The organism is Pseudomarimonas arenosa (assembly GCF_014841215.1).
Taxonomy (GTDB): Bacteria; Pseudomonadota; Gammaproteobacteria; order Xanthomonadales; family Xanthomonadaceae; genus Pseudomarimonas; species Pseudomarimonas arenosa.
Map to the genome: position 1 here is coordinate 89108 of NZ_JACYTR010000006.1, position 20962 is coordinate 110069.

14 protein-coding genes are annotated in these 20962 nt (G+C 63.1%); 13 read left to right on the forward strand and 1 reads right to left on the reverse strand.

The window, feature by feature from the left end; all coding sequences use genetic code 11:
- Positions 1 to 7 precede the first annotated feature (7 nt).
- The 9 genes from IFO71_RS04670 to ribB all read left to right on the forward strand — a co-directional run bounded on the left by IFO71_RS04670 (position 8) and on the right by ribB (position 15310).
- Complete coding sequence (locus IFO71_RS04670; protein WP_192028376.1) at positions 8 to 475, forward strand: DUF4381 domain-containing protein; 468 nt, start codon at positions 8 to 10, stop codon at positions 473 to 475.
- Positions 472 to 1479, forward strand: coding sequence for a vWA domain-containing protein (locus tag IFO71_RS04675; RefSeq protein ID WP_192028377.1), 1008 nt, complete (start codon positions 472 to 474; stop codon positions 1477 to 1479). The genes IFO71_RS04670 and IFO71_RS04675 overlap by 4 nt, the downstream gene beginning before the upstream one ends.
- Positions 1476 to 3365, forward strand: a complete 1890-nt coding sequence (locus IFO71_RS04680) for a VWA domain-containing protein (protein ID WP_192028378.1) — start codon at positions 1476 to 1478, stop codon at positions 3363 to 3365. The genes IFO71_RS04675 and IFO71_RS04680 overlap by 4 nt, the downstream gene beginning before the upstream one ends.
- On the forward strand, positions 3362 to 5041 hold the full coding sequence (locus tag IFO71_RS04685) for a BatD family protein (protein ID WP_192028379.1): 1680 nt from the start codon (positions 3362 to 3364) through the stop codon (positions 5039 to 5041). The genes IFO71_RS04680 and IFO71_RS04685 overlap by 4 nt, the downstream gene beginning before the upstream one ends.
- Before the next feature lie 451 nt (positions 5042 to 5492).
- A complete protein-coding gene (locus IFO71_RS04690) occupies positions 5493 to 7052 on the forward strand; it encodes an alanine/glycine:cation symporter family protein (protein WP_192028380.1) in 1560 nt (519 codons plus the stop codon).
- A 141-nt stretch (positions 7053 to 7193) separates the two neighbouring features.
- Positions 7194 to 8471: a dicarboxylate/amino acid:cation symporter gene (locus IFO71_RS04695; protein WP_225444385.1), complete on the forward strand. Its 1278-nt coding sequence runs from the start codon at positions 7194 to 7196 to the stop codon at positions 8469 to 8471.
- A gap of 115 nt (positions 8472 to 8586) precedes the next feature.
- Positions 8587 to 11922 carry a reprolysin-like metallopeptidase gene (locus tag IFO71_RS04700; RefSeq protein WP_192028381.1) on the forward strand — a complete coding sequence of 1112 codons (3336 nt, stop codon included), beginning with the start codon at positions 8587 to 8589 and terminating at the stop codon, positions 11920 to 11922.
- A 136-nt stretch (positions 11923 to 12058) separates the two neighbouring features.
- Complete coding sequence (tkt, locus tag IFO71_RS04705; protein ID WP_192028382.1) at positions 12059 to 14071, forward strand: transketolase; 2013 nt, start codon at positions 12059 to 12061, stop codon at positions 14069 to 14071.
- A gap of 138 nt (positions 14072 to 14209) precedes the next feature.
- Positions 14210 to 15310 carry a 3,4-dihydroxy-2-butanone-4-phosphate synthase gene (gene ribB / locus IFO71_RS04710; protein ID WP_192028383.1) on the forward strand — a complete coding sequence of 367 codons (1101 nt, stop codon included), beginning with the start codon at positions 14210 to 14212 and terminating at the stop codon, positions 15308 to 15310.
- Between the two features lie 105 nt (positions 15311 to 15415).
- On the opposite strand, the gene IFO71_RS04715 is transcribed toward ribB, so the two are convergent.
- Positions 15416 to 18439 carry a tetratricopeptide repeat protein gene (locus IFO71_RS04715; protein WP_192028384.1) on the reverse strand — a complete coding sequence of 1008 codons (3024 nt, stop codon included), beginning with the start codon at positions 18437 to 18439 and terminating at the stop codon, positions 15416 to 15418.
- 148 nt (positions 18440 to 18587) lie between these two features.
- Here IFO71_RS04715 and ribH point away from each other — a divergent pair, with 148 nt between their 5' ends.
- The 4 genes from ribH to IFO71_RS04735 are packed head-to-tail and all read left to right on the forward strand — an operon-like array spanning position 18588 to position 20945.
- Complete coding sequence (gene ribH / locus IFO71_RS04720; protein ID WP_192028385.1) at positions 18588 to 19055, forward strand: 6,7-dimethyl-8-ribityllumazine synthase; 468 nt, start codon at positions 18588 to 18590, stop codon at positions 19053 to 19055.
- A complete protein-coding gene (gene nusB, locus IFO71_RS04725) occupies positions 19052 to 19513 on the forward strand; it encodes a transcription antitermination factor NusB (protein WP_192028386.1) in 462 nt (153 codons plus the stop codon). Before ribH ends, nusB begins: the two co-directional genes overlap by 4 nt.
- Before the next feature lie 11 nt (positions 19514 to 19524).
- The gene (gene thiL, locus IFO71_RS04730; protein ID WP_192028387.1) at positions 19525 to 20475 is read left to right on the forward strand and encodes a thiamine-phosphate kinase; all 951 of its coding nucleotides are present in this window, start codon (positions 19525 to 19527) and stop codon (positions 20473 to 20475) included.
- Positions 20472 to 20945 (forward strand): phosphatidylglycerophosphatase A family protein, encoded by a 474-nt coding sequence (locus IFO71_RS04735; protein WP_192028388.1) that lies wholly within the window; start codon positions 20472 to 20474, stop codon positions 20943 to 20945. The genes thiL and IFO71_RS04735 overlap by 4 nt, the downstream gene beginning before the upstream one ends.
- Positions 20946 to 20962 lie beyond the last annotated feature (17 nt).

The following is a 20962-nucleotide window of genomic DNA, read 5'->3' on the forward strand; positions in this document are numbered from 1 at the left end:
CACAACCATGATGGACGATGCATTGCCACTGAAGGATATCCACTTGCCGCCCGAGCCCAGCTTCTGGCCTCTGGCACCGGGCTGGTGGCTGCTCTTGCCCGCGCTCGCGGTCGGTGTGCCTTTGATCATCGGCGGCTTGCGCTGGTGGTTGCCTCGACTGCGCCGAATGCGTCGACGACGAGATCGAAGTCGGCAGTGGTTCGCCACCATGACCGCCACTGAGGACCCGCTGCGACGCCTGCAGATGGCGCTGGAATTGGCCCGGCGCTGTGCGCTTGACGACGACCCGCGAACAGCCAGATTGCACGGTGCCGATTGGCTTGCCTTGTTGGTCGACGACCGCCAGAACGAAGAGGAGCGAACTGTGTGGGTCGACCGGCTGGCTTCGCTGCCGTTTCAGAAGTCGACATCGCCCGCCGAGGCTGACGCGTTGATCGATCTCTTACGAAATCGCGTGTTAAGAGGCTTTGGATGATCAGCCTGCTGTGGCCTTGGTTGTTGATCGTCTTGCCGCTGCCTTGGCTGGCGTCGCGCTGGTTGCCGCCGGCCAAGGGTGCGCAGCGCTGGGTGCTGCCCTGGGTATTGGGCACTGCGGACAATCTCGTGGGTCAAGGGTCTGAACCCAAAATAGGCGCAAGCCGACAGCCCTGGTTGGCGTGGCTTGCCTGGTGCGCACTATGTCTGGCGGTAGCTCAGCCGGTGCGCTACGACGAGCTAAAGTCGCTACAGACCACCGGTCGTGATCTGATGCTGGCGGTGGATATTTCAGAAAGCATGGGCACCGCCGACATGCGAGTTGCGGGTCGGCGTGTCGATCGACTGTCCGCTGTTCAGGCGGTGCTCGGAGATTTCATCGAGCGGCGCGCGGGTGATCGCCTGGGCCTGATATTGTTTGGTCAACGCGCGTATCTGGTAACGCCCCTGACGCTGGATCGTGACAGTGTGCGCTATCAGCTGGAAACCAGCGCCATTGGCTTGGCAGGCAACTACACGGCGATCGGCGATGCCCTGGCGCTGGCGGTAAAGCGGTTGCACGATCGCCCAGAATCACAGCGCATCGTTCTGCTACTGACCGACGGTACCAACACCGCCGGAGAGCTCAGTCCTGACCGTGCAACGCAACTTGCAGTTGAATTGGGAGTACGGGTCTACACGATCGGCTTTGGCGGCGAGGGCAATCAAGACTACTTTGGGCTGGTGCTCGGCCCGCGTGGCCCGGAAATTGACGAGCAGTCATTGCAAAGCATTGCCGCGGCGACGGGTGGTCAATACTTTCGGGCGCGTGATGTCAATGAACTGGCGGGCATCTACCAGGCACTCGACGCGCTTGAGCCGCTGGAGTTCGATGCGCCGGACGTTCAGCTGCAACGGCCCTTGTTCCACTATCCACTGGCGCTGAGCGTTCTTTGTATGCTCGCAGCCCTGTGGCCGCAAGGCCGAAGGCCGCGCACTGCGCCCTCAGCGGAGTGGCAGCCATGAGCGATTGGCAGGCACTGCAGTTGCTGCGGCCGTGGGTGCTGCTCGTGCTGCCGCTGGTTCTGTGGCTGAGCTGGCGTTGGCAGCCACGCACCGAGCAGTCCGACTGGGCACGCTGGATGGATGCACGCCTATTGCATGCTCTTGGTCAGCGGAATGAAGGCGCCGGGCTCTCCTCACGGTTGCCGCGAGTGCTGTTGGCGTTGGCACTGACATTAATGGTTCTGGCGGCATCCGGGCCTTCCTGGCGCACCCAGGCCTTGCCGACACAGGTGCCCGACGATGCTCTGGTGATTGTGCTCGACCTGTCCGCTGCATCCAGAGTCGCTGATCTCAGCCCCAGTCGATTACAGCGCGCTCAATTCAAGCTGGCCGATCTGCTGGATCGGCGGCGTCATGGGCAAACTGCCTTGGTGGTGTATGCCGGCGAGGCATTCACTGTTGCGCCGCTCACCGACGATGCAAAAACGCTAAAAGCCCTGCTGCCCTCACTCTCGCCCGATCTGATGCCCGTATCGGGACAGCGCCTTGATGCCGCCCTGCGACTTGCCGGCCAATTGCTCGACGGCGGCAGCGGTCTAGGGCGAATTCTTGTGTTCAGCAACACCGCTTCCGACGCCGCTGTCGAGCAGGCAAAGGCGCTGTATCAACGCGGAGTCTCGGTTTCTGCCATCGGGCTTGGAACGCTGGCTGGAGCGCCCCTGATCGGGTCCGATGGTGCACTGGCCCTAAGCGAGGATGGCAAACTTCAGACATCGACTCTCGATGCTGGCAGGCTGGCGAGACTGGCCACTGCCGCCGATGGCCAGTACGTCGACTTGGCTATCGATGACAGCGATCTGCAGCGTCTGGGGGTGCTGAACAGCAGCGCTGCGGCGCGCGACTCTGCTAAGTCACAGCAGCACACCGAGCAGCGGGTGGACGATGGTCCCTGGTTGGCGCTGCTCGCTTTGCCCCTGCTAGCCTTGTTGTTTCGCCGCGGTTGGTTGCTGCTTGCCGTATGCTGGCTGCCTTTGCCACCCGCGCAGGCCGCTGAAACGGCCTGGTGGCTGCGGCCGGAACAGCAGGCTCACCAGCATCTGGAGCGCGGCGACTACGAGGCCGCGAGGGCAAGCGATCCGAACAGCGAGATCGCGGCGAGCGCGGCCTATCGCGCCGGTGACTTCGCTGCTGCGGCCGAACTTTACCAGCAGTTTGACTCGGCGCGTGCGCACTACAACCGCGGTAATGCGCTGGCGCGCTCAGGCCAGTTGCAGCAAGCGATTTCGGCCTACGATGAGGCGCTCAAGCAAGATCCCGCCCTGCAGGACGCCGAGCACAATCGAGCTGTGGTACAGCAGGCGTTGCTGGAACAACAGCGCAGCAGCGGTCAGCAGGGTGAGTCGGGCCAGCAATCGGATGAGTCCTCATCGAGTTCATCGGAGTCGAGTCAGGACCCGTCCAACTCGGCCGATGATCCGTCCGACTCGGATGCGCAGGCCGGCGATCGGGCTGGCAGCGAAGCGACCGACGACAGCCCGCAATCCTCCAACGAAGGGGATCAGTCGAATGCGGGTCAGTCGAGCGACGAGCCGCGTTCAGACGCCGCTTATAGCGCTAGCGCCGAACAGAACCAGACTACACCGCTGGATGAACAACAACGCCAGCAGCTGCAGCAGGCGCAACGAGAAGCAATGGAGCGTGCCCTACAAGAACGCGCGCAGGCCGACGCTGGCGAGCCTGTCGATGCGATGGTTGAGAATGGGCCGCCGGCCGATCCGGCCCAGTTGGAGCGGGCGCAGTCGGTGGAGCAGTGGCTGCGAAAGGTGCCTGATGATCCTGGCGCGCTGTTGAAGCGCAAGTTCGCTCTGGAGCATCGGCGTCGAGTGCTGGAGGGTGAACAACAATGATCCGGGCGTTTGTTGCACTCCTGATCCTGCTGCTTGGCGTGTTGCCCGCCAATGCGGCAGTGCGTACCTGGCTTGATCGCCAGGATATCAGCATGGATGAGACCTTCACCCTGAACATCGAGGTTGATTCCGTCGTCGCCGCTCAACCCGACCTGCGCATGCTGGATAGCGACTTTGAGGTGCTGGGCAGTTCCAGCAGCTCGGAGATGTCGATCAGCAACGGTGCGCGCGTTTCCCGCATCTTGTTTGCGGTCGCGCTAAGCCCGAAGCGTGACGGTGTAATCACCATTCCGCCGATTACGGTGGAAGGCGAATCCAGTGAACCGATTGTGCTGACGGTCAAGCCGTCCTCGATCAGCGGCGGCCCGCAGGGCGACGTATTCCTTGAGGCAGAGCTGAGTGAGTCGAATCCTTATGTTCAACAACAGGTATTAGTGACGCTGCGCCTGTTCACCGGCATGCGTGTCGAGCAGGGACGGCTTGATCTGGCGATTCCTGACGGCATTCGTGCGCTGCGTCTGGGCGATGACAAGGGCTATCAATCCAACCGCGGAGGCAAGCAGTACTCGGTGATCGAGCGCCGCTTCGCCCTGGTTCCAGAGCGCAGTGGCAGCTTTGTGCTGGGAGCGGCCCAGTTTCAGGGGTTTGGCATGGGCCGCGGCGGGCTGGGAGGCTACTTCGGTTCGCCCACCCGTCTGCGAGCTGAGAGCGAGGTGCTGAAACTGGAGGTGAAGGCGATGCCGGCCGGCGCAGCATCACCCTGGTTGCCGGCCACTTCAGTGCAACTGCGCGGGGAGCCTGAGTTTCCGGCGGAGATTCGCGTCGGCGAACCGATCAGCTATGCCGTCGAGTTGAGCGCGGAGGGGTTGAGCGTCGAACAACTGCCGGAGCTGCAGTTTGCGGAAACGGAGGGGCTGTCGATCTACCCGGATCAGCCCAGCAGTCGCGACCGTAGCTCTCCCGAGGGACTGGCCGGCGAACGCAGCCGGCGATTTGCTCTGGTGCCTTCGCTGCCTGGCGAATGGGAGATTCCTGCCCTGCGACTCAGCTGGTGGGACGTGGCGGCGGATCAGCCGCGTGAGGCGGAGCTGCCGGCACGACGGATCACTGTGCTGCCCGCCCGCGGCTTGGCAGGGGCCAGCGCCGGCCCCTTGGGCGCGTCCCAATCAGCCGTTGACACCGCCATTGACGCTAGCCCACTACGCCTGGCCTGGCCCTGGATGCTGCTCAGCGCTTTGCTGGCCCTGGGATGGCTCTGGACATGGTGGCGCACTCGAGCCCGCTTGGCGGGCGCACGCGGCACGTCGTCCCCACCCCTTGCCCTGGAAAAGCCCTCCGCATTGTCGTCGGCCTTGCGACGAGCCTTGGCTGAGGGCGATCTGGGCGCGATTGCCCAGGCCCTGCGAGCACTGGCCCCGAAAGCCCAAGCGTCAACTGCGCTGGCCGATGCCCTGAATGATCCGCGCCAGGCCGCCGCAGTGCAGCAGCTCGACGCTGCCTTGTACGGGCGTAGCAAGTCATCGCTGGAGGAATTACGGGCGGAGCTTCGCAAGGCCTTTGCTCAGGGGCCCAGCTGGCGTTCGTCGCGTCGGCGACACGGAGCCGATCAGGTCGGCCTGCCGCCACTTTACGGCAGCGCACGGGCGTCGCCTGCCGACCACGGCGTCGACCCTTAAGGAAGGTCTGAACAAGTCCATCCTGGACTTTTCAGACGCACAGGTCCGAACTCGTCTTACGCTGATCAACAACTTACGTTGTTGATCGCGGCGGTGCATCCTTGCACCGCGGGAAACTCTGCTCTTGTTCAGAGATTCCCTAAGTCAGGTCTGAACACATCCATCCTGGACTCTCAGACGCGCCGAGACCGGCACAGCTCCGAACTCAGCTTGCACCGTGTTTGATTCCCGCGCGCGCCGTCCGTGGCGCGCAAGATCAGGCTGCTGAAATGAGTCTTTCAGCCGTCTGTTAGGTTGACGATCGCGGCGGTGCATCCGTGCAGCTCTGGAATCTTTTGACTGATTCAGAGGTTCCTCAAGCAGTCAGGGCCTCACTCGGGCGCATCGAGCCACAGCGGGCTTGGGCCGGTGGTGTAGACTCGGGCGCCTATGCAACTCTGGGGACGAATCGATGGGTAAGCGTTGGATGGTGGCCGCCCTGGCCTGGCTGCTGCCGAGTGCGGCGTGGGCGCAGGTCGAGAATGCGGCCGAGATGGGCGCCGATCAGCGCATCGCGGCTGCGGTCAAGCCGGTGGCCGATGCGGTGTCGGGCTTCGTGTTCTACGCCATCGATATCGCTGGCTATCAGGTGCCCTGGATTCTGTTCTGGCTGATTCTGGCTGGCTTGTTCTGCACGTTCTACTTCGGTTTCATCAACGTTCGCGGCATGGCCCAGGGCTTCCGCATCATTCGAGGTGACTACTCGGACCCGGCACACGCTGGCGACACCAGCCACTTTCAGGCCCTGGCCACGGCGCTGTCCGGCACGGTGGGCCTAGGCAACATAGCCGGTGTTGCTGCGGCGATCGCCCTGGGCGGCCCGGGTGCTGCGTTCTGGATGGTGGTCGCGGCCTTTCTTGGCATGGCGGCCAAGTTTTGCGAGTGCACCCTGGCGGTGAAGTATCGCCGTGAATTGCCCGATGGCTCGGTGTCGGGTGGGCCGATGTACTCGTTGACCATGGGTATCGCCGCCGAGTATCCCAGGCTGGCGCCCCTGGGCCGGTTCCTTGGTATCACTTTTGCCATCGTGGCGATGGTCGGAACGGTGGGCTCGGGGAATTTCTTCCAGGTCAATCAGGCCTATCAGGCCGTGCGCGATGCCACCGGCGGTGATCAGAGTTTCCTCGATGGTCGCGCCTGGATGTTCGGTGTCTTCATGGCGATTGCTGTCGGTGTCGTGGTGATCGGCGGTATCGGCCGTATCGCCAAGGTGACCGACAAGCTGGTGCCCTTGATGGCGGTGTTGTACGTCACCGCCTGCCTGGTGGTGATCGGCAGCAACTTCGAGCACATTCCAACCGCCCTGGGCGCCATCATCAGTGGCGCATTCACTGGCGAAGGTGTGGCCGGCGGTGCGCTTGGTGCGCTGTTGGTCGGCTTCCGTCGCGCGGCGTTCTCCAATGAGGCAGGTATCGGCTCGGCGCCGATCGCGCATGCCAGCGTCAAGACCAGCGAGCCCTTAACGGAAGGTTTGGTTGCCCTGTGGGAACCATTCATCGACACCATCGTGATCTGTTCGATGACCGCACTGACCATCGTCATCACCGGTGTCTACCTGCAGTCCGGCGCCAGCGGTGTCGCTCTGACCTCCAGCGCCTTTGCTACCGTGATGCCCTGGTTCCCGAACGTGCTGGCCGTGGTGGTGCTGATGTTTGCCTATTCCACCATGATTGCTTACGCCTACTACGGTACCAAGGCGGCCAACTACCTGTTTGGTGAAAGCAAGGCGGTCGATATTGGCTACAAGCTGTTCTATCTCACCTGCACGGTGTTTGGTGTGGTGCTGAGCTTTGATCAGTTGGTTGATTTTGCCGACGCGATCTACTTCCTGATGGCGGTACCGAACGTGATTGGCATCTACCTGCTGGCACCGGTGGTGAAGCGCGAGATGAAGAGCTACTTCGAGCGCCTGGCGCGCGGTGAAATCAAGTCGACACGTGAAGCGCCCGAGCACCTGATTGGTTCGCCTTGATATCTGCAGGTTGATGTGTGCGCGTGGCTCGGCGCTTGAGCGAGTCACGCTGCTTGCTTTGTCATACGGTGAGGCCGGTAATTGCCGGCCGCCAGTTGCGCCGCCCAGCATGGCGGCCAAACTGCTGGCTAAGGAGGGAGCATGAGCGAGGTCGGCAAGGGTATGCCGCTGCATACCCAGATGTTCATCGGGTTCGTGTTGGGAGCCGTCGCAGGTATCTCTGCCAACCTGTTTGCGGCCGATCACTGGCTGCTCAATGGCATGATCACCTATGTAGCCAATCCGGTTGGCCAGATCTTTCTGCGCCTGCTGTTCATGCTGGTGATTCCGCTTATTTTTTCCGCCCTGGTGCTTGGTGTGGTGGAAATCGGCGATCCCAAATCGCTCGGTCGCATCGGTGGCAAGACCTTGCTCTACATCATGGTAGTGACCAGCTGTGCGGTCACCATCGGCCTGCTCTGCGTCAATCTGCTTGAGCCCGGTCGCGGCTTGCCGGTAGAAGTTGGGCAGGCGATTCTGGCCGGGTCGGCTGACAGTGCTGGCGCCATCGTTGCAAAGAAAGAAGGGTTTTCCGGCATCGATCTGCTGCTCAACATCGTGCCACGCAATCCGTTCGCATCGGCGGTGAATGGCGATCTGATCGGCGTGATGTTCTTCGCCCTGATGTTCGGTATTGCAGCCGCCGTGCTGGGTGATGAGAAAACCCGCGGCTTTCTTTCTGCCGTGCAGGGCGTATACGACATCTGCCTTCGGCTGATCGACTGGATTATCAAGCTGGCCCCCTACGCGGTGGCTGCCCTGCTGTTCTCGATCACCGCCAAACTCGGCCTGGATGTGCTGAAGCAGCTGCTGTACTTCGTGTTCACCGTCGTGCTGGCCTTGAGCCTGCACTTCTTCGTGGTGTTTCCGCTGTTGCTCAGTCTGGTCGGGCGGATGTCGCCGATCACCTTCTTCAAACGCGCCGAATCGGCCATCTTGACCGCATTCTCCACCTCCAGCAGTTCCGCCACGTTGCCAACAACGCTGCGCGTGGCCGAGGAGGAGCTAGGCGTGCCGCGTAGGGTGGGGCGCTTTGTTTGCACCCTGGGCGCCACGGCCAATATGAATGGCACTGCCCTGTTCGAAGGCGTGACGGTCCTGTTCCTGGCGCAGTTCTTTGGCGTCGACCTCAGCCTTACCCAGCAGATACTGGTGCTGGCTCTGTGCGTGATGGGCGGCATCGGTGCTGCCGGTGTGCCTGGAGGCTCACTGCCGGTGATCGCCATGATTCTGGTGATGTTCGGCATTCCGCCTGAGGGAATTGGCTTGATTCTCGGTGTGGATCGCTTCCTCGACATGTGCCGTACCACGGTCAATGTCACCGGTGATCTGGTCGGCGCGGTGGTCGTTGCCCGCGGCGAACCCGACGACAGCGCCTAACCCCACTCAGCCCGGTCTCAGCGACCGCCCGGTTCGGCGGGCGTTGGCCGCCGTGGCTCATCTTTAGCCTGGGGCCGCGTTATGCTGTCCGTCCTGATTGAGCGCGTCGAGGTGGATGTCCGTGTTGCGTGCGCGATTGCTATGGGCAGTGTTCGTTGGAGGGATGTTTGCGGCGGCTGCGGTCTCTGCTGACGATTGGCAAGAGCTGGAAGCCGCGGCCAAGAAGAGCGTGGCGCGACCGGCAGCCTTGCAATCGCTGCCGGTCGAAGCCTTGCAGGTTTTTCAGCGTGCCGGTGCAGACAAGTCGAGTTCTGCACAGATCCTCAATATCGCGTTGCAGGACGGCCGGCGCCTGACCGCCCGCAGTCGGTCAGGGTCTGCCAAGTCGGGCGATGGCGCCCGCAGTTGGGGTGGGGTGATGGACGGGGCTGACAGTCGCTATCAAGCGGTGGTCACCATCGGGAAGGAAGCGAGTTTTGCCAGCCTGCTCAGCCCACAAGGGCGCTTTGAATGGATGGCGCAGGGCGATAAGGGCTGGCTGATCGATCTGGGTCATCCTTCGTTTCGCGAGCCCGGTTTCGCCGATGATTTCATGCACGATGCCATGGCTCATGGCCATGGCCAGAATGAAGCGGGTGCGCGGCTTGATCGCTCGCCGCGATCGATCAGTCGTGTTGGTGGCAAAGCGTCCACCGTGATCGATGTCTTGTTTCTCTACACACAGGGTTTCGCCGATCGCTATCCCGGCAGTGTGGCGCACACCCGGATCGAACACCTGATGGCGGTGTCCAATCAGGGACTGGCCAACAGTCGTGTCGATCTGGCACTGCGCCTGGTGGGCGCCGAGCAGGTTGCCTACAACGATACCGACGACAACGGCATCGCATTGGAAAATCTCCGCGCGGCGCAGTCTGTCAGCGCCAATGTGGCCGGGCTGCAGGGTGTTGGAGAGCGTCGCAATGCACTTGGCGCTGATCTGGTGATCCTGATTCGCCCGCACGACATTGAGGTGCGTGGCAGCTGCGGTATTGCTTTCTTGTTCGAGAACCGCAGCGATCAAGGGGTGAATATCGTCAGTGACGGCTTTAGCGGCTGGTCGGCCTGTCCGACCTCCACCTTTCTGCATGAGGTCGGACACAACCTGGGCGCCGAGCACCAGAATGGCGCCAATTCTCCCCAGGCTGGCTTTGGCACGGCCTACATCGCGCCGTCGCGCTTCAACACCATGATGAGTTCGTTTGGCACGGGTAACCCCAACCGCTTCCTGCGCTTGAACACCTTCTCCAATCCACAGATTCGTTGTGGCGGAGAAGCCTGTGGTGTAGCTGGTGTTGCCGACAATGCGCGTCGGGTCAGCAACAACATGGCCGCCGTCGCCGCCTACCGAGCCGCTGTCAGTGCCGCGCCGGCGCCCGACTTCGCTGCGATTGACGACGATACCGATGGCGACGGACTCAACGACAGCGAAGACGCGTTTCCGTTTGATGCGCGTTGGCAGACTGATCGAGATCGCGACGGCGTCGCCGATCCGGTTGACGCCTTTCCCGGTGATCCCAATGAATTTTCCGATCTGGATGGCGATGGCATCGGCGACTTCCAGGATTCCGATCGCGACGGCGACGGCGTGGTCAATGTCCTCGATGCCCTGCCTGACGACGCCACCGATGCGGTCGATAGTGATCAGGATCGAGTCGGCGACAGTCAGGATGCGTTTCCGTTTGATCGGCGCGAAAGCGGCGACCGCGACCAGGATGGCATAGGTGACATTGCCGATTCAGATGCCGATGGCGACGGCGTCAATGATCTCAGCGATTCGGCGATGGACTTGCTGGTGGTGAGTGCGGGCAATGATCGTATTCTGCGCTTTGAAGGGGACAGCGGCATGTTCGCCAATATTGAGGTCATCGGCGATTTCCAACCGGTGGCCTTTGGTGAGTATGGACGGCTGATCTGGGATGCGCCGCGCAAGTCCCTGCTGGCGCTGGCCGAGGCCGGCGTGATGCGCTACCAACGGGCGCCGATCAGCCAGGCCCAGCAGCTGTTGTATCCCTCGCTGTCCGCCGGCAGTCCGAGCCTGACCGGCGCCTTTCCCTCGGGTTTTGCTCGCGATGCCCAGGATCGGCTTTACGTCAGTGTCACCAGCAATGCCGACCTGTCGCGCTACGACGTCATCGCCGGCTTCGCGCTCCCAGCCGGGCAGCTGAACCGCCCGCAGCTGTTTGCGCAACCGACCCGGGATGTCGCGCGAACGCCGGATGGTCGTCTGTGGACCCTGCTGCGTGACGGTACGCTGGTGGAAGTGAATGCTGAGAACGGTAGTCTCGGCCTGCAATTGCCTGGGACTTCGGTGTTCAATGTGCCCGATGCGGTTGACATCAGTGCCATGATTGCAGGCCCCGATGGCGCCCTGTGGTTCGCTGACCGTGCTGGCTCGCGAATCTGGCGGCTGCAGCCGGCATCCGGTGCGCGCGCCAGCATTGTGGTGGCCGCGGGCGCCGGCGGCCTGCGACAGCCCGGGGGTCTGGCCTTCGGTCCCGACGGGAGGCTGTATGTGGCCAGCACCGGCAGCAATCAGATCCTGCGTTTTGATGCCTCAGCAGGACAATTGATCGATGTGTTCAGCCGGGTCGCGCCCGGGGTGATGCTTGAGCCACGGGCACTGGCATTCGCGCCGAGCATCCGCGACCGCTATCCACGGGATGCGGCACGGCAGGTGCGGCCGGTGCTGGGCGGCTGGTGGAACCCGCAGCGTTCCGGCCACGGGCTGGAGGTGGCGCGGGTCGGCGATGTGCTGGCCGTCACTTGGTACACCTACAGTGACGATGGCAAGCCGACCTGGTATCTGGCCGCCGCACCATTTTCTGGGTCGGTCTGGCAAGGCGAACTGCGCAGTTACCGATGGGACGGCAGCGTGGCGACGTCCGAGGTGGTGGGCAGCGTGCAGCTGTCCTTCAGTAGCGACCGCGCCGCCGAGTTCAGCTGGAGCCTGCCTGATTCGAGCGGCACCGAGCGGATGCAGCCGTTGATCGTCGGCAACAGCAGTGAGACCCAGGCCCCCACCGCTGCCTGGTATCCGCCGACCGAGAGCGGCTGGGGGATTTCCTTCGCCCGTCAGGGCGAAATCGGCTATGCCCTGTTGTTCTTCTACGACAGCGCTGGTGCGCCGACCTGGGGACTGGCGGCTGGTGCCTTCGATCCCCAGCGTATGGAGTTTGACCTGCTACAGACCTTCGGCCCCACCCGTTGCCCGGGCTGCCCTGGCGTGGAAGACCCCGATAACGAGACGATCGGCAGCTTTCGCTTTGATCTGCAGGGAAGCAGCCAAGGCCGCGTGTCAGTGTCAGCCAGCGCGCCCGGAATCGATTGGCAGCGTAGCGAATCGGAGTTTGTGCCCTTGTCCGACAGTCCGACCGATGCCGCCGGCCGACCGCGGGCCTTCGATGGTCAATAGCCGGAGTGGCAACGCCGGCCGAATTGCCTGACCGCCTTCACGCGACAAGCGGGGCCGCATAAGGGACAATAGCGGCCCCGTGCCACAGGCCTGACCGGGCCGGCGCGGTGTCCCGCTCACTTCCCCAGATGCTGCCATGACGACGCCCAGCCGCCGCGAACTTGCCAATGCCGTCCGCTTTCTCGCCATCGATGCCGTGGAAGCGGCCAAGTCCGGGCATCCGGGCATGCCGATGGGAATGGCGGATATCGCCGAAGTGTTGTGGAACGACTTTCTGAGCCACAACCCGAGCAACCCGAAATGGTTCAATCGCGACCGCTTCGTGCTCAGCAATGGCCATGGCTCGATGCTGCTGTATGCATTGTTGCATCTCACTGGCTATGACCTGCCGCTCGATCAGCTCAAGCGCTTCCGCCAGCTGCATTCGAAAACTGCCGGTCACCCGGAATCCAGTGAAACCCCAGGCGTAGAGACCACTACCGGGCCGCTCGGGCAGGGCATCGCCAATGCTGTCGGCATGGCATTGGCGGAAAAGGTGCTGGCCGCGCGCTTCAATCGCCCCGGCTACAACATCGTCGATCATCACACCTGGGCCTTTCTCGGCGATGGCTGCCTGATGGAAGGTGTATCGCACGAGGTCTGTTCGCTGGCTGGCACGCTTGGGCTGGGCAAGCTGATCGCCTTCTGGGACGACAACAAGATTTCCATCGACGGTAACACCGACGGCTGGTTCACCGATGACACCGGGCAGCGCTTCGAAGCCTATGGATGGCAGGTGATTCGTAACGTCGACGGACATGATCCGGAAGAAATCGCTCAGGCCATTCGTACCGCCAAGGCGGAGACCGAGCGGCCGACCCTGATCTGCTGCCGCACGGTGATCGGTTTCGGTGCGCCGACCAAGGCTGGCAAGGAGAGTACCCACGGTGCGCCCCTGGGTAAGGACGAAGTGGCAGGTACACGCGAAGCGCTCGGTTGGCCGCACGGGCCGTTTGAAATTCCCGAGTCGCTGTATGCAGGTTGGCGTGCCGGCCACGGCGAAGCGCAGGAAGCGAAGTGGAACGAGTTGTTCACCGAGTACGGTCGACAGTTCCCAGAGCAGGCCAGCGAACTGCTGCGCCGCCTGCGCGCCAGCCTGCCCGCTGATTTCGCCGACCGCGCCTTGGCCTACGCCGATAAGCTGCAGGCCGAGGGGCCGGTGGTCGCTTCACGCAAGGCCTCGCAAATGGCGCTGGAAACCTTCGGTCCGCTGTTGCCCGAGCTGATCGGCGGCTCGGCCGATCTGGCCCATTCCAACCTGACCCACTGGAAGGGTTCCAAGGATGTGCTGAGCGGCGCTGTCGACGCGAACTACATCCACTACGGCGTGCGCGAGTTTGGCATGAGCGCGATCGCCAATGGCCTGGCGCTGCACGGTGGTTTTATCCCCTACGACGCCACCTTCCTGGTGTTCAGTGATTACGCCCGCAACGCCGTGCGCATGAGCGCACTGATTCCGGCCGCTGCCATTCACGTCTATACCCATGACTCCATCGGCCTGGGTGAAGATGGTCCAACGCATCAGCCGGTCGAACATCTGGCTTCACTGCGATACATTCCGAATAATCGCGTGTGGCGACCCTGTGATGCAGTTGAGTCGGCGATCAGCTGGAAAGCCGCCATCGAGCATCGCGCCGGTCCGTCCTGTCTGGTGTTTTCGCGGCAGAATCTGGCGCATCAGATGCGCACTTCACAGCAGGTGCGCGACATCGAGCGCGGTGGCTATGTACTGCTGGAAGCCGAGGGCGGCAAGCCCGAGCTGATCCTGATTGCCACCGGCTCGGAAGTCGATCTCGCGATGCAGGCTGCGCGCAGTCTGAGCGAGGAAGGTCGCAAGGTGCGAGTGGTGTCGATGCCGTGCAGCAATGTGTTCGATCAGCAGCCGATCGAGTGGCGCGAAGCGGTGTTGCCCAGCTGGTGCCGGGCACGCGTTGCGGTGGAAGCCGCGGTCACCGACTACTGGCGCAAGTATGTCGGCCTGGACGGCGAGGTGATCGGTATCGATCGCTTCGGCGCTTCGGCCCCGGCCGAGCACCTGTACAAGGAGTTCGGCATCACGGCTGAGGCCGTCACCGCAGCAGGGCGTCGCGTGCTGGGCGGGAAGGCCTAGTTAAGTATCCCGGTCGTGAGCCCGTTTCCAGGGGCCTCGTTTTGTGAGGGCCCTGGGCGGGTAAGGTTCGGCTCCTGAGACCAATTCTCAGCAAGAGCAAGGCGAGATGCCTGCCGCTCGCAACTATCAGGTACACCTATGAGTTTCGCCCCCGTTCCCGAGTTGCTGGAAGAACTGCGCCAGGGGCGCATGGTGGTCATCGTTGACGACGAGGATCGCGAAAACGAAGGCGATCTGATCATGGCCGCCGAGCTGGTGCGACCGGCCGATATCAACTTCATGGTCACCCATGCGCGTGGGCTGGTCTGTCTGTCCTTGAATCGCGAACGATGCCGTCAACTCGGACTGGCGCCGATGGTGCAGCACAACCGCTCGCAGTACCACACCAACTTCACTGTCTCGATCGAAGCCGCCGAGGGCGTCACCACCGGCATCTCAGCCTACGATCGCGCCCACACCATTCGTACCGCGGTGCGCCCCGACGCCGCGCCGCATGACGTGCACCAGCCCGGGCACGTGTTCCCCTTGATGGCCCAGCCGGGCGGCGTGCTGACCCGCGCTGGCCATACCGAGGCGGCGTCCGACCTTGCCTTGTTGGCGGGTCTGGAACCAGCCGGCGTGTTGGTCGAGATTCTCAACGAGGACGGCAGCATGGCGCGTCGTCCGCAGTTGGAAACCTTCGCCGCTGAGCATGGTTTGAAGATCGGCTCGATCGAAGACCTGATCCGCTACCGGCTGGAAACCGAACACACGGTCGAACGGCTCGACAAGCGCAGCATCGATACCGAGTTCGGTGCCTTCGAGCTGTATACCTATCGCGACAAGCTTAACCACCATGTTCACTTTGCCATGGTGCTGGGGTCGCCGCAGCGCGAATCCCCGACCCTGGTGCGGGTACACGTCCAGAATCCCTTGGCCGATACCCTGCGCTGGCAGCGCGCCGACTTCGGCATCGCTGCCAGCGATGCACTGGCGGCGATTCGTGACGCTGGTGAGGGCGTGCTGGTAGTGCTGGCCGAGCAGAGCGATCCGGAACAGTTACTGGCGCGGGTGACCGAAAGCCCGGCGCCCCCGGCCAGCCGCGCCGCGGCCCTGCACGAATGGCGCCGCAACGGTGCCGGCAGTCAGATCCTGGCCGACCTTGGCCTCGGCAAGCTACGTGTGCTGGGCACCCCGCGCAGGCAGGTGGGCCTGGCGGGCTTCGGCCTGGAAGTGGTGGAGTATCAGAGTCGGCCGTAGCCGCTGGCTCGGCGATCGACCCGTCTGTCGATCGCCGAGCGTGAAGTTTGCGCAGTCGCCAGACGCACTGACGACCGGATATTCAAACTTCAAGCTGCCGAATCATTAGTGATAACCCCACTCCGGTGCGGTGTCGCCGGCGATGATGGCCAGCGGGGTCAGTAACTTGTGTTCGACCATCTGTGCTGCCGGTGAAGTGCCCAGTCGATCGCCCTGCATGGTCTGGCTGAGCTCCATGTAGCGCTCGTATTGCTCGCGCATGCTCTCAGGCATGCTGTCGATCGCCTGGCGAACGGCGTTAGCGCTGGATGTGAATGGGTAGATCTCTGAACGCTTCGTCTCGTGCTTAAGACGCGCCGCCGCAACTTCCAGCGTGGTCCAAAGGCCGCGCAAATCGCCCACTTCGTGCAGTTCGAACTCAACATGGCGTTGCGCCGGATCCAGTTCAGCCAGTTTCAGTCGCGCGATGTCGCGCTCGGCGGCCGGAATGTAGCTCTTTTCGCCGAGGTCGTGCAGTTTGCGCCAGGCATTCAGATAGTCAGGATCCAGTGCCACCGCATCGCGCAAGTGTTGCAGTGCTTCGCCAAAGCGGCCCTGCTCGATCCGCAGGTAGGCCATCATGTAACGCGCCTGCGGTTGATCCGGATTGCTCTGCATGATCTGTTTGAATACGGCTTCGGCAATCGATTGCGCTTGGGTGCCCTGGAACACGCTTTCACAGCCGAAGCAATGGCTTTCGACGCGGCCAAAGCTATCCGGCATAAGCTCGAACGCGCGACGATAGTGCAGCAATGCCTCCTGGGTTCGACCTTGCTTGCTCAGTTGAACGGCAAGTCGCGACTGAATGCAGTAGGCATCGGAGAACTGTTCCAGCGCTTTGCCATACAGCTCGATGGCGCGCCGGTGCAGGCCCAGGCGGTGCAGTTCGTCGGCCTCTTCACTCATGCGAATGGCGCTCACCGCTGAGCGATACACAGCGGCAGATTCGGCCTTGCCCTGCGCTTCAAGCAGTTCCGCCAGCACGGCGTACGCGCGCATACGGTCGCCCCTGCCTTGCTCGCCATCCGAGGGGTCGATTGCAATCGCCGCGCGAACGGCCTGTTCAGACTTTTCGAGTGCACCGCTGCGCTGAAGTACGATGGCTTTCCAGATCAGCGGTCGCTCCTGGAACGGGTCCTGGCCATAGCGCTGGTCCAGCGCGTCGGCGGCACGTTCGCCGAGGATGTCTATCCACACCGCGTAGCCGGAGTCGTGATTGGGCAGGCGCTTCAGCATTTCCTCGATGACCTGCTCGGCACGATCGTGCTGTCCCGTTGCCAGCAGTGCTCGCCCGACCAGTGAAGCCAGCGGAACGCCGAGGGAATCCTTGCTCTCGATCAGCTCACCCAAATCGCGCGCCGACCATGTTGGCGCTTCATCGAGTAGCTGCAGGAGGTCGGTGTGCTGTCCGGCCTCGGCATACAAAGCACTGAGTTCAATCAAGGCCTGCTGATGCAGTGCGTTTGCGCTGAGAGCTTCAAAGCCTTGGTGCTCACCCGGGCTGCGCTGCTTGAGCGCTGCGACCGCCAGTTGTTGCGCCAGGCCGGGCTTTCCTTGCTTGCGAGTTTCGGCGTACAGCTTGACTGCCTGCTCGGCGAGGTCTGACTGATCGCTCGCGGCAGCGCTCTCCAGCTGCGCCTTGAACAAGGCGGTGGCGCCTTGCAATCCGGCTTCCGACCAGTCGCTGCGCTCGGTCACGCGACCCAAGGCCGCCAGACGGATGGCGTGGCCGAAGGCGCGGGTGCTCGCCTCGGCGTCGTGCTTGCCCGGCACGGCCAGCTTGGCCAGCAATTCGGCGGCCTGCTCGATGGCGTCCGCCGAGAGCAAGGCGTCGATGCGTACCAGATTCAGCGCATCGCGATCGGATTTGCCCAGTTCCGGGCTGCTGAGTTTCGATTCAATCGCTTGCAAGGCATCTTGATGGCGGCCTGCTGCCGAGGAAATCTGCAGGAAGCTCTTCCACCCTTCGGTGCTCGCGGATTGTTCCAGAACACCTCCGAGCATCTTGGCAAACGCCCCCAACTTGCCGTTGGCCTCCAGGGCAGCAACGATTTCCTGCGGTAGGTAGTTCAGTTGGTCCATCTCGAAGGTGGCCAACAACGCCTCGGCCTCGTTGTGGCGCTCGGCCTGCAGCAGTCCGACCAGATACCACAGCGAGGCAGCGCTGCGGGAATAGGCGAACCGGAAGCTGTCCTTGGTCGATTGCGCGCCCTTGAATCGTTGGTCCAAGGCCTCAAACAGGTCGAGCGCCTCGGCGCTGTTGATCAATTCCCATTGCGGCCGCTGCAGGCTCGAAACGTGTTTCAGTGCCAAGGATCGGGTCAGCTGGGCGGTTGCGTGGCTGCTGGGTGCGGCAAGCGAGACTGGCATCTGCAGCGTCGCCAGCAGCACCTTGGCGGCGTCCTGCTCGCCGAGCATGCCGACCAGGTCAGGTACATCCAGGGCCATGGCGTATTCTTGCTCCTGCCATTGTTTGGCGCCGCGCAGGAACGCATCGGCGATCTCTTCCGGCCTGCCATAGAGCGTGGCCCAGACCTGTTGCAAGCTGTCGAGCTGAGCTTCCATCGTGCGGCGTTGCTGCGGGTCACTATCCTTGCTGCGCTCGCGAGCCAGTTTGATGGTGCGCTCAAGTGCCTGCTGGTCGCGGCTGAGGATATTGCCGAGCATCTTCAGGCCCAAAGCTGGCAAGGAGTCGTCTGAGTGTCGCTTTTCGATCTGCGCACTGAGCGTGGTCCATGCTTTCGGCCCCGGCAGGGAAGCCAGCACCGAACGCGGGCCCACCGATGCGCGTACCCAGGGGTCATAGCTCTGATAGTCAAAAGCAAGCGTGGCTTGCTTGATCTCGGCGGCGCGATCCCACAGCGAGATCCATTGCTCGCTGGCCTGTTTGGCGTCGAGCGAGTTCAGACGGGCGCGGTAGGCGCTGAGGTCGCGCATCAGCTGCACGTCCTTGCGGGTGTCCTGCGTCGTATCTTGCTGGGCCGATTGAATTGACCTGAGCAGCTCACTGGCCGGCAACAGATCATCGGCCATGCCGGGAGCGGCGCTGAGCGAGAGGGCAATCGAGAGGAACAGCGGGAGTCTGCGCATGGGGGGGCACCAGGTCTTCGGGGCGAAGATTCTCTGCTGAGCGGTGGCGAATGTCTACGCAGTGTGAAATTTCGCACAACCGCCGCCCGGCCGCCCGATGAGCTGCGCTGGGCAGGTAGAATCTGCCGATTCGCATGGAAAGCACACAATGAGTCACTACGAAGGTGAGTTGCGCGTTGATGCGCAGGCGCGATTCGCGATCGTTGCCAGCCGCTGGAACCCGCGTATCGTCGATGCGCTGGTGCAGGGGGCAAAGCAGACCTTGACCGGTCATGGTGTGGCAGTCGAATCGGTGGACCTGATTCGGGTGCCCGGGGCCTGGGAGATTCCCCTGGCGGTGAGCCGGGCGGCGGCCAGCGGTCGCTATCGTGCCATCATGGCCCTGGGCTGCGTGGTGCGAGGCGATACGCGTCACTACGAGCATGTCGCCGACCGCTGTTCCGAAGGACTGATGCGTGCGATGCTCGATACTGGCTTGCCGGTGTCGAACGGTGTGCTGGCGGTGGAGCGCCACGAGGATGCCGAGGCACGCGCGGGTGGTGCACATGGCAACAAAGGTGAGGAAGCGGCCTTGGCCGCGTTGGAGATGGCGCAATTGATTGAGCAACTGGTATGAAAGGGCGGCGAGCGGACGGGATCGACCCGGTGGCGCGATCGCGCGCCCGAAAGCGTGCGCTGCAGGCGATCTATGCCTGGCAGGTGAGTGGCGGTCCGATGAGCCGGGTGATCGAGCAGTTCCAGCACGAGCAGGAGCGCGAGCTGGCTGACCTGCCGTATTTCGAGGGTCTGCTGTTCGGCGTGGAGAAAGAACTGGACGCCCTGGACAAGGCGCTGGAGCCTTTCGTTGACCGCAGCATTGATCAGATCGATCCGGTGGAACGTGGTGTTCTGAGGTTGGCGGCATTCGAGCTGCTGCATCGGCCGGATGTGCCGTACAGGGTAGTGATCAACGAAGCGATCGAGACCACCAAGCGATTCGGCGCCGATCATGGCCACACTTACATCAATGGCGTGCTGGACAAGGCCTGTTCGACCTGGCGGCCGGCTGAATTCTCCGCTGGCAAGCGCCGCTGACCGCGCTGGCAATGGCCGAGTTTGAACTGATCGATGCCATTGCCCGGCGCGTCCGTCGCCGTCGCGACGTGGCCGTCGGCATCGGCGACGATGCTGCCCTGCTGAATCCGCCGCCGGGTTATCAGCTGGCCATCACCCAGGACACCCTTAACGAATCGGTTCACTTCCGCTCGGGAGACGACCCAGAGGCAATCGGTTGCAAGGCGGCCGCGGTCAATCTGAGTGATCTCGCTGCGATGGCCGCCGAGCCTGCCTGGTGCACCCTGTCGCTGGCCCTGCCCGACGCGGATCGCCCCTGGCTGGATGCCTTTCTCGACGGTTTTACCGGCCTGCTGGCCGAGCATGATGTGGCCCTGGTCGGTGGCGATACCACGCGTGGACCCTGCTCCATTTCGGTGACCTTGCTCGGCCTGGTGCCAGAAGGGCAGGGCTTGCGTCGCGATGCCGGCAAGGTGGGCGACGATCTCTGGGTGACCGGTTCGCTGGGCGATGCTGCGGCCGGTCTGGCCGGAATGGGTAGCGGCGATCAGGCCAATTATCTGCGCGGCCGACTGCTGCGGCCGCAGCCGCGGATCGCCGCAGGTCTGGCCCTGCGGCGGCATGCCCGTGCCTGCATTGACGTATCGGATGGCCTGCTGGCGGACCTCGGGCATGTCCTGCGCGCCAGTGGGGTCGGTGCGGAACTGTGGCTGAGCGCCTTGCCTGCCTCGCCGGCATTGCAGGCCTGTACTGAGCGGGAGCAGCGCTGGCAGCTGCAGTGCGCCGGCGGTGATGACTACGAGTTGCTGTTCAGCGCCGCTCCGGTTGATCGAGTGGCGATTGAACGTCTGGTTCAGGCCAGCGGCACCCCGGTCGCGCGCATTGGCCGACTGGTCGATACGCCGGGCTGTTTGATCAGCGACCCCGACGGCCAGCGCTGGCAGCCGTCCGATCTGGGCTATCAGCACTTTCAGACGACATGAGCGCCGTTCCGCGAAACACCGCGTTCTGGATCGCCAGCGGATTTGGTGCAGGGCTGGCCCCGAAGGCGCCCGGCACGGTCGGCAGCCTGGTTGCCCTGCTGCCCTGGCTGGCCTTGCGCGAATTGTCCTGGCTACCGTACCTGCTGTTGGTGGCCACGGTGTTTCTGCTCGGCGTCTGGTCGGCACAGAAGGTCATCGACGGCCTGGGCGCTGAAGACCCTGGTCTGGTGGTGATCGACGAATGGGTCGGGCTGTGGCTGGCTCTGTTCATCTTGCCGCTCGGATGGATCTGGGTGTTAGCGGGGTTCGTGGTGTTTCGCGCCTTCGATATTCTCAAGCCGTGGCCGGTAGGCTGGGCCGATCGGCGTTTGAAAGGCGGTCTCGGCACCATGGTCGATGATGCGTTGGCGGGAGTCATGGCCTGGCTCTGTCTGCACGCCGTCAATTGGGGCTGGTCGGCGCTGACCTGAGTGGTGCCGATGGCAAC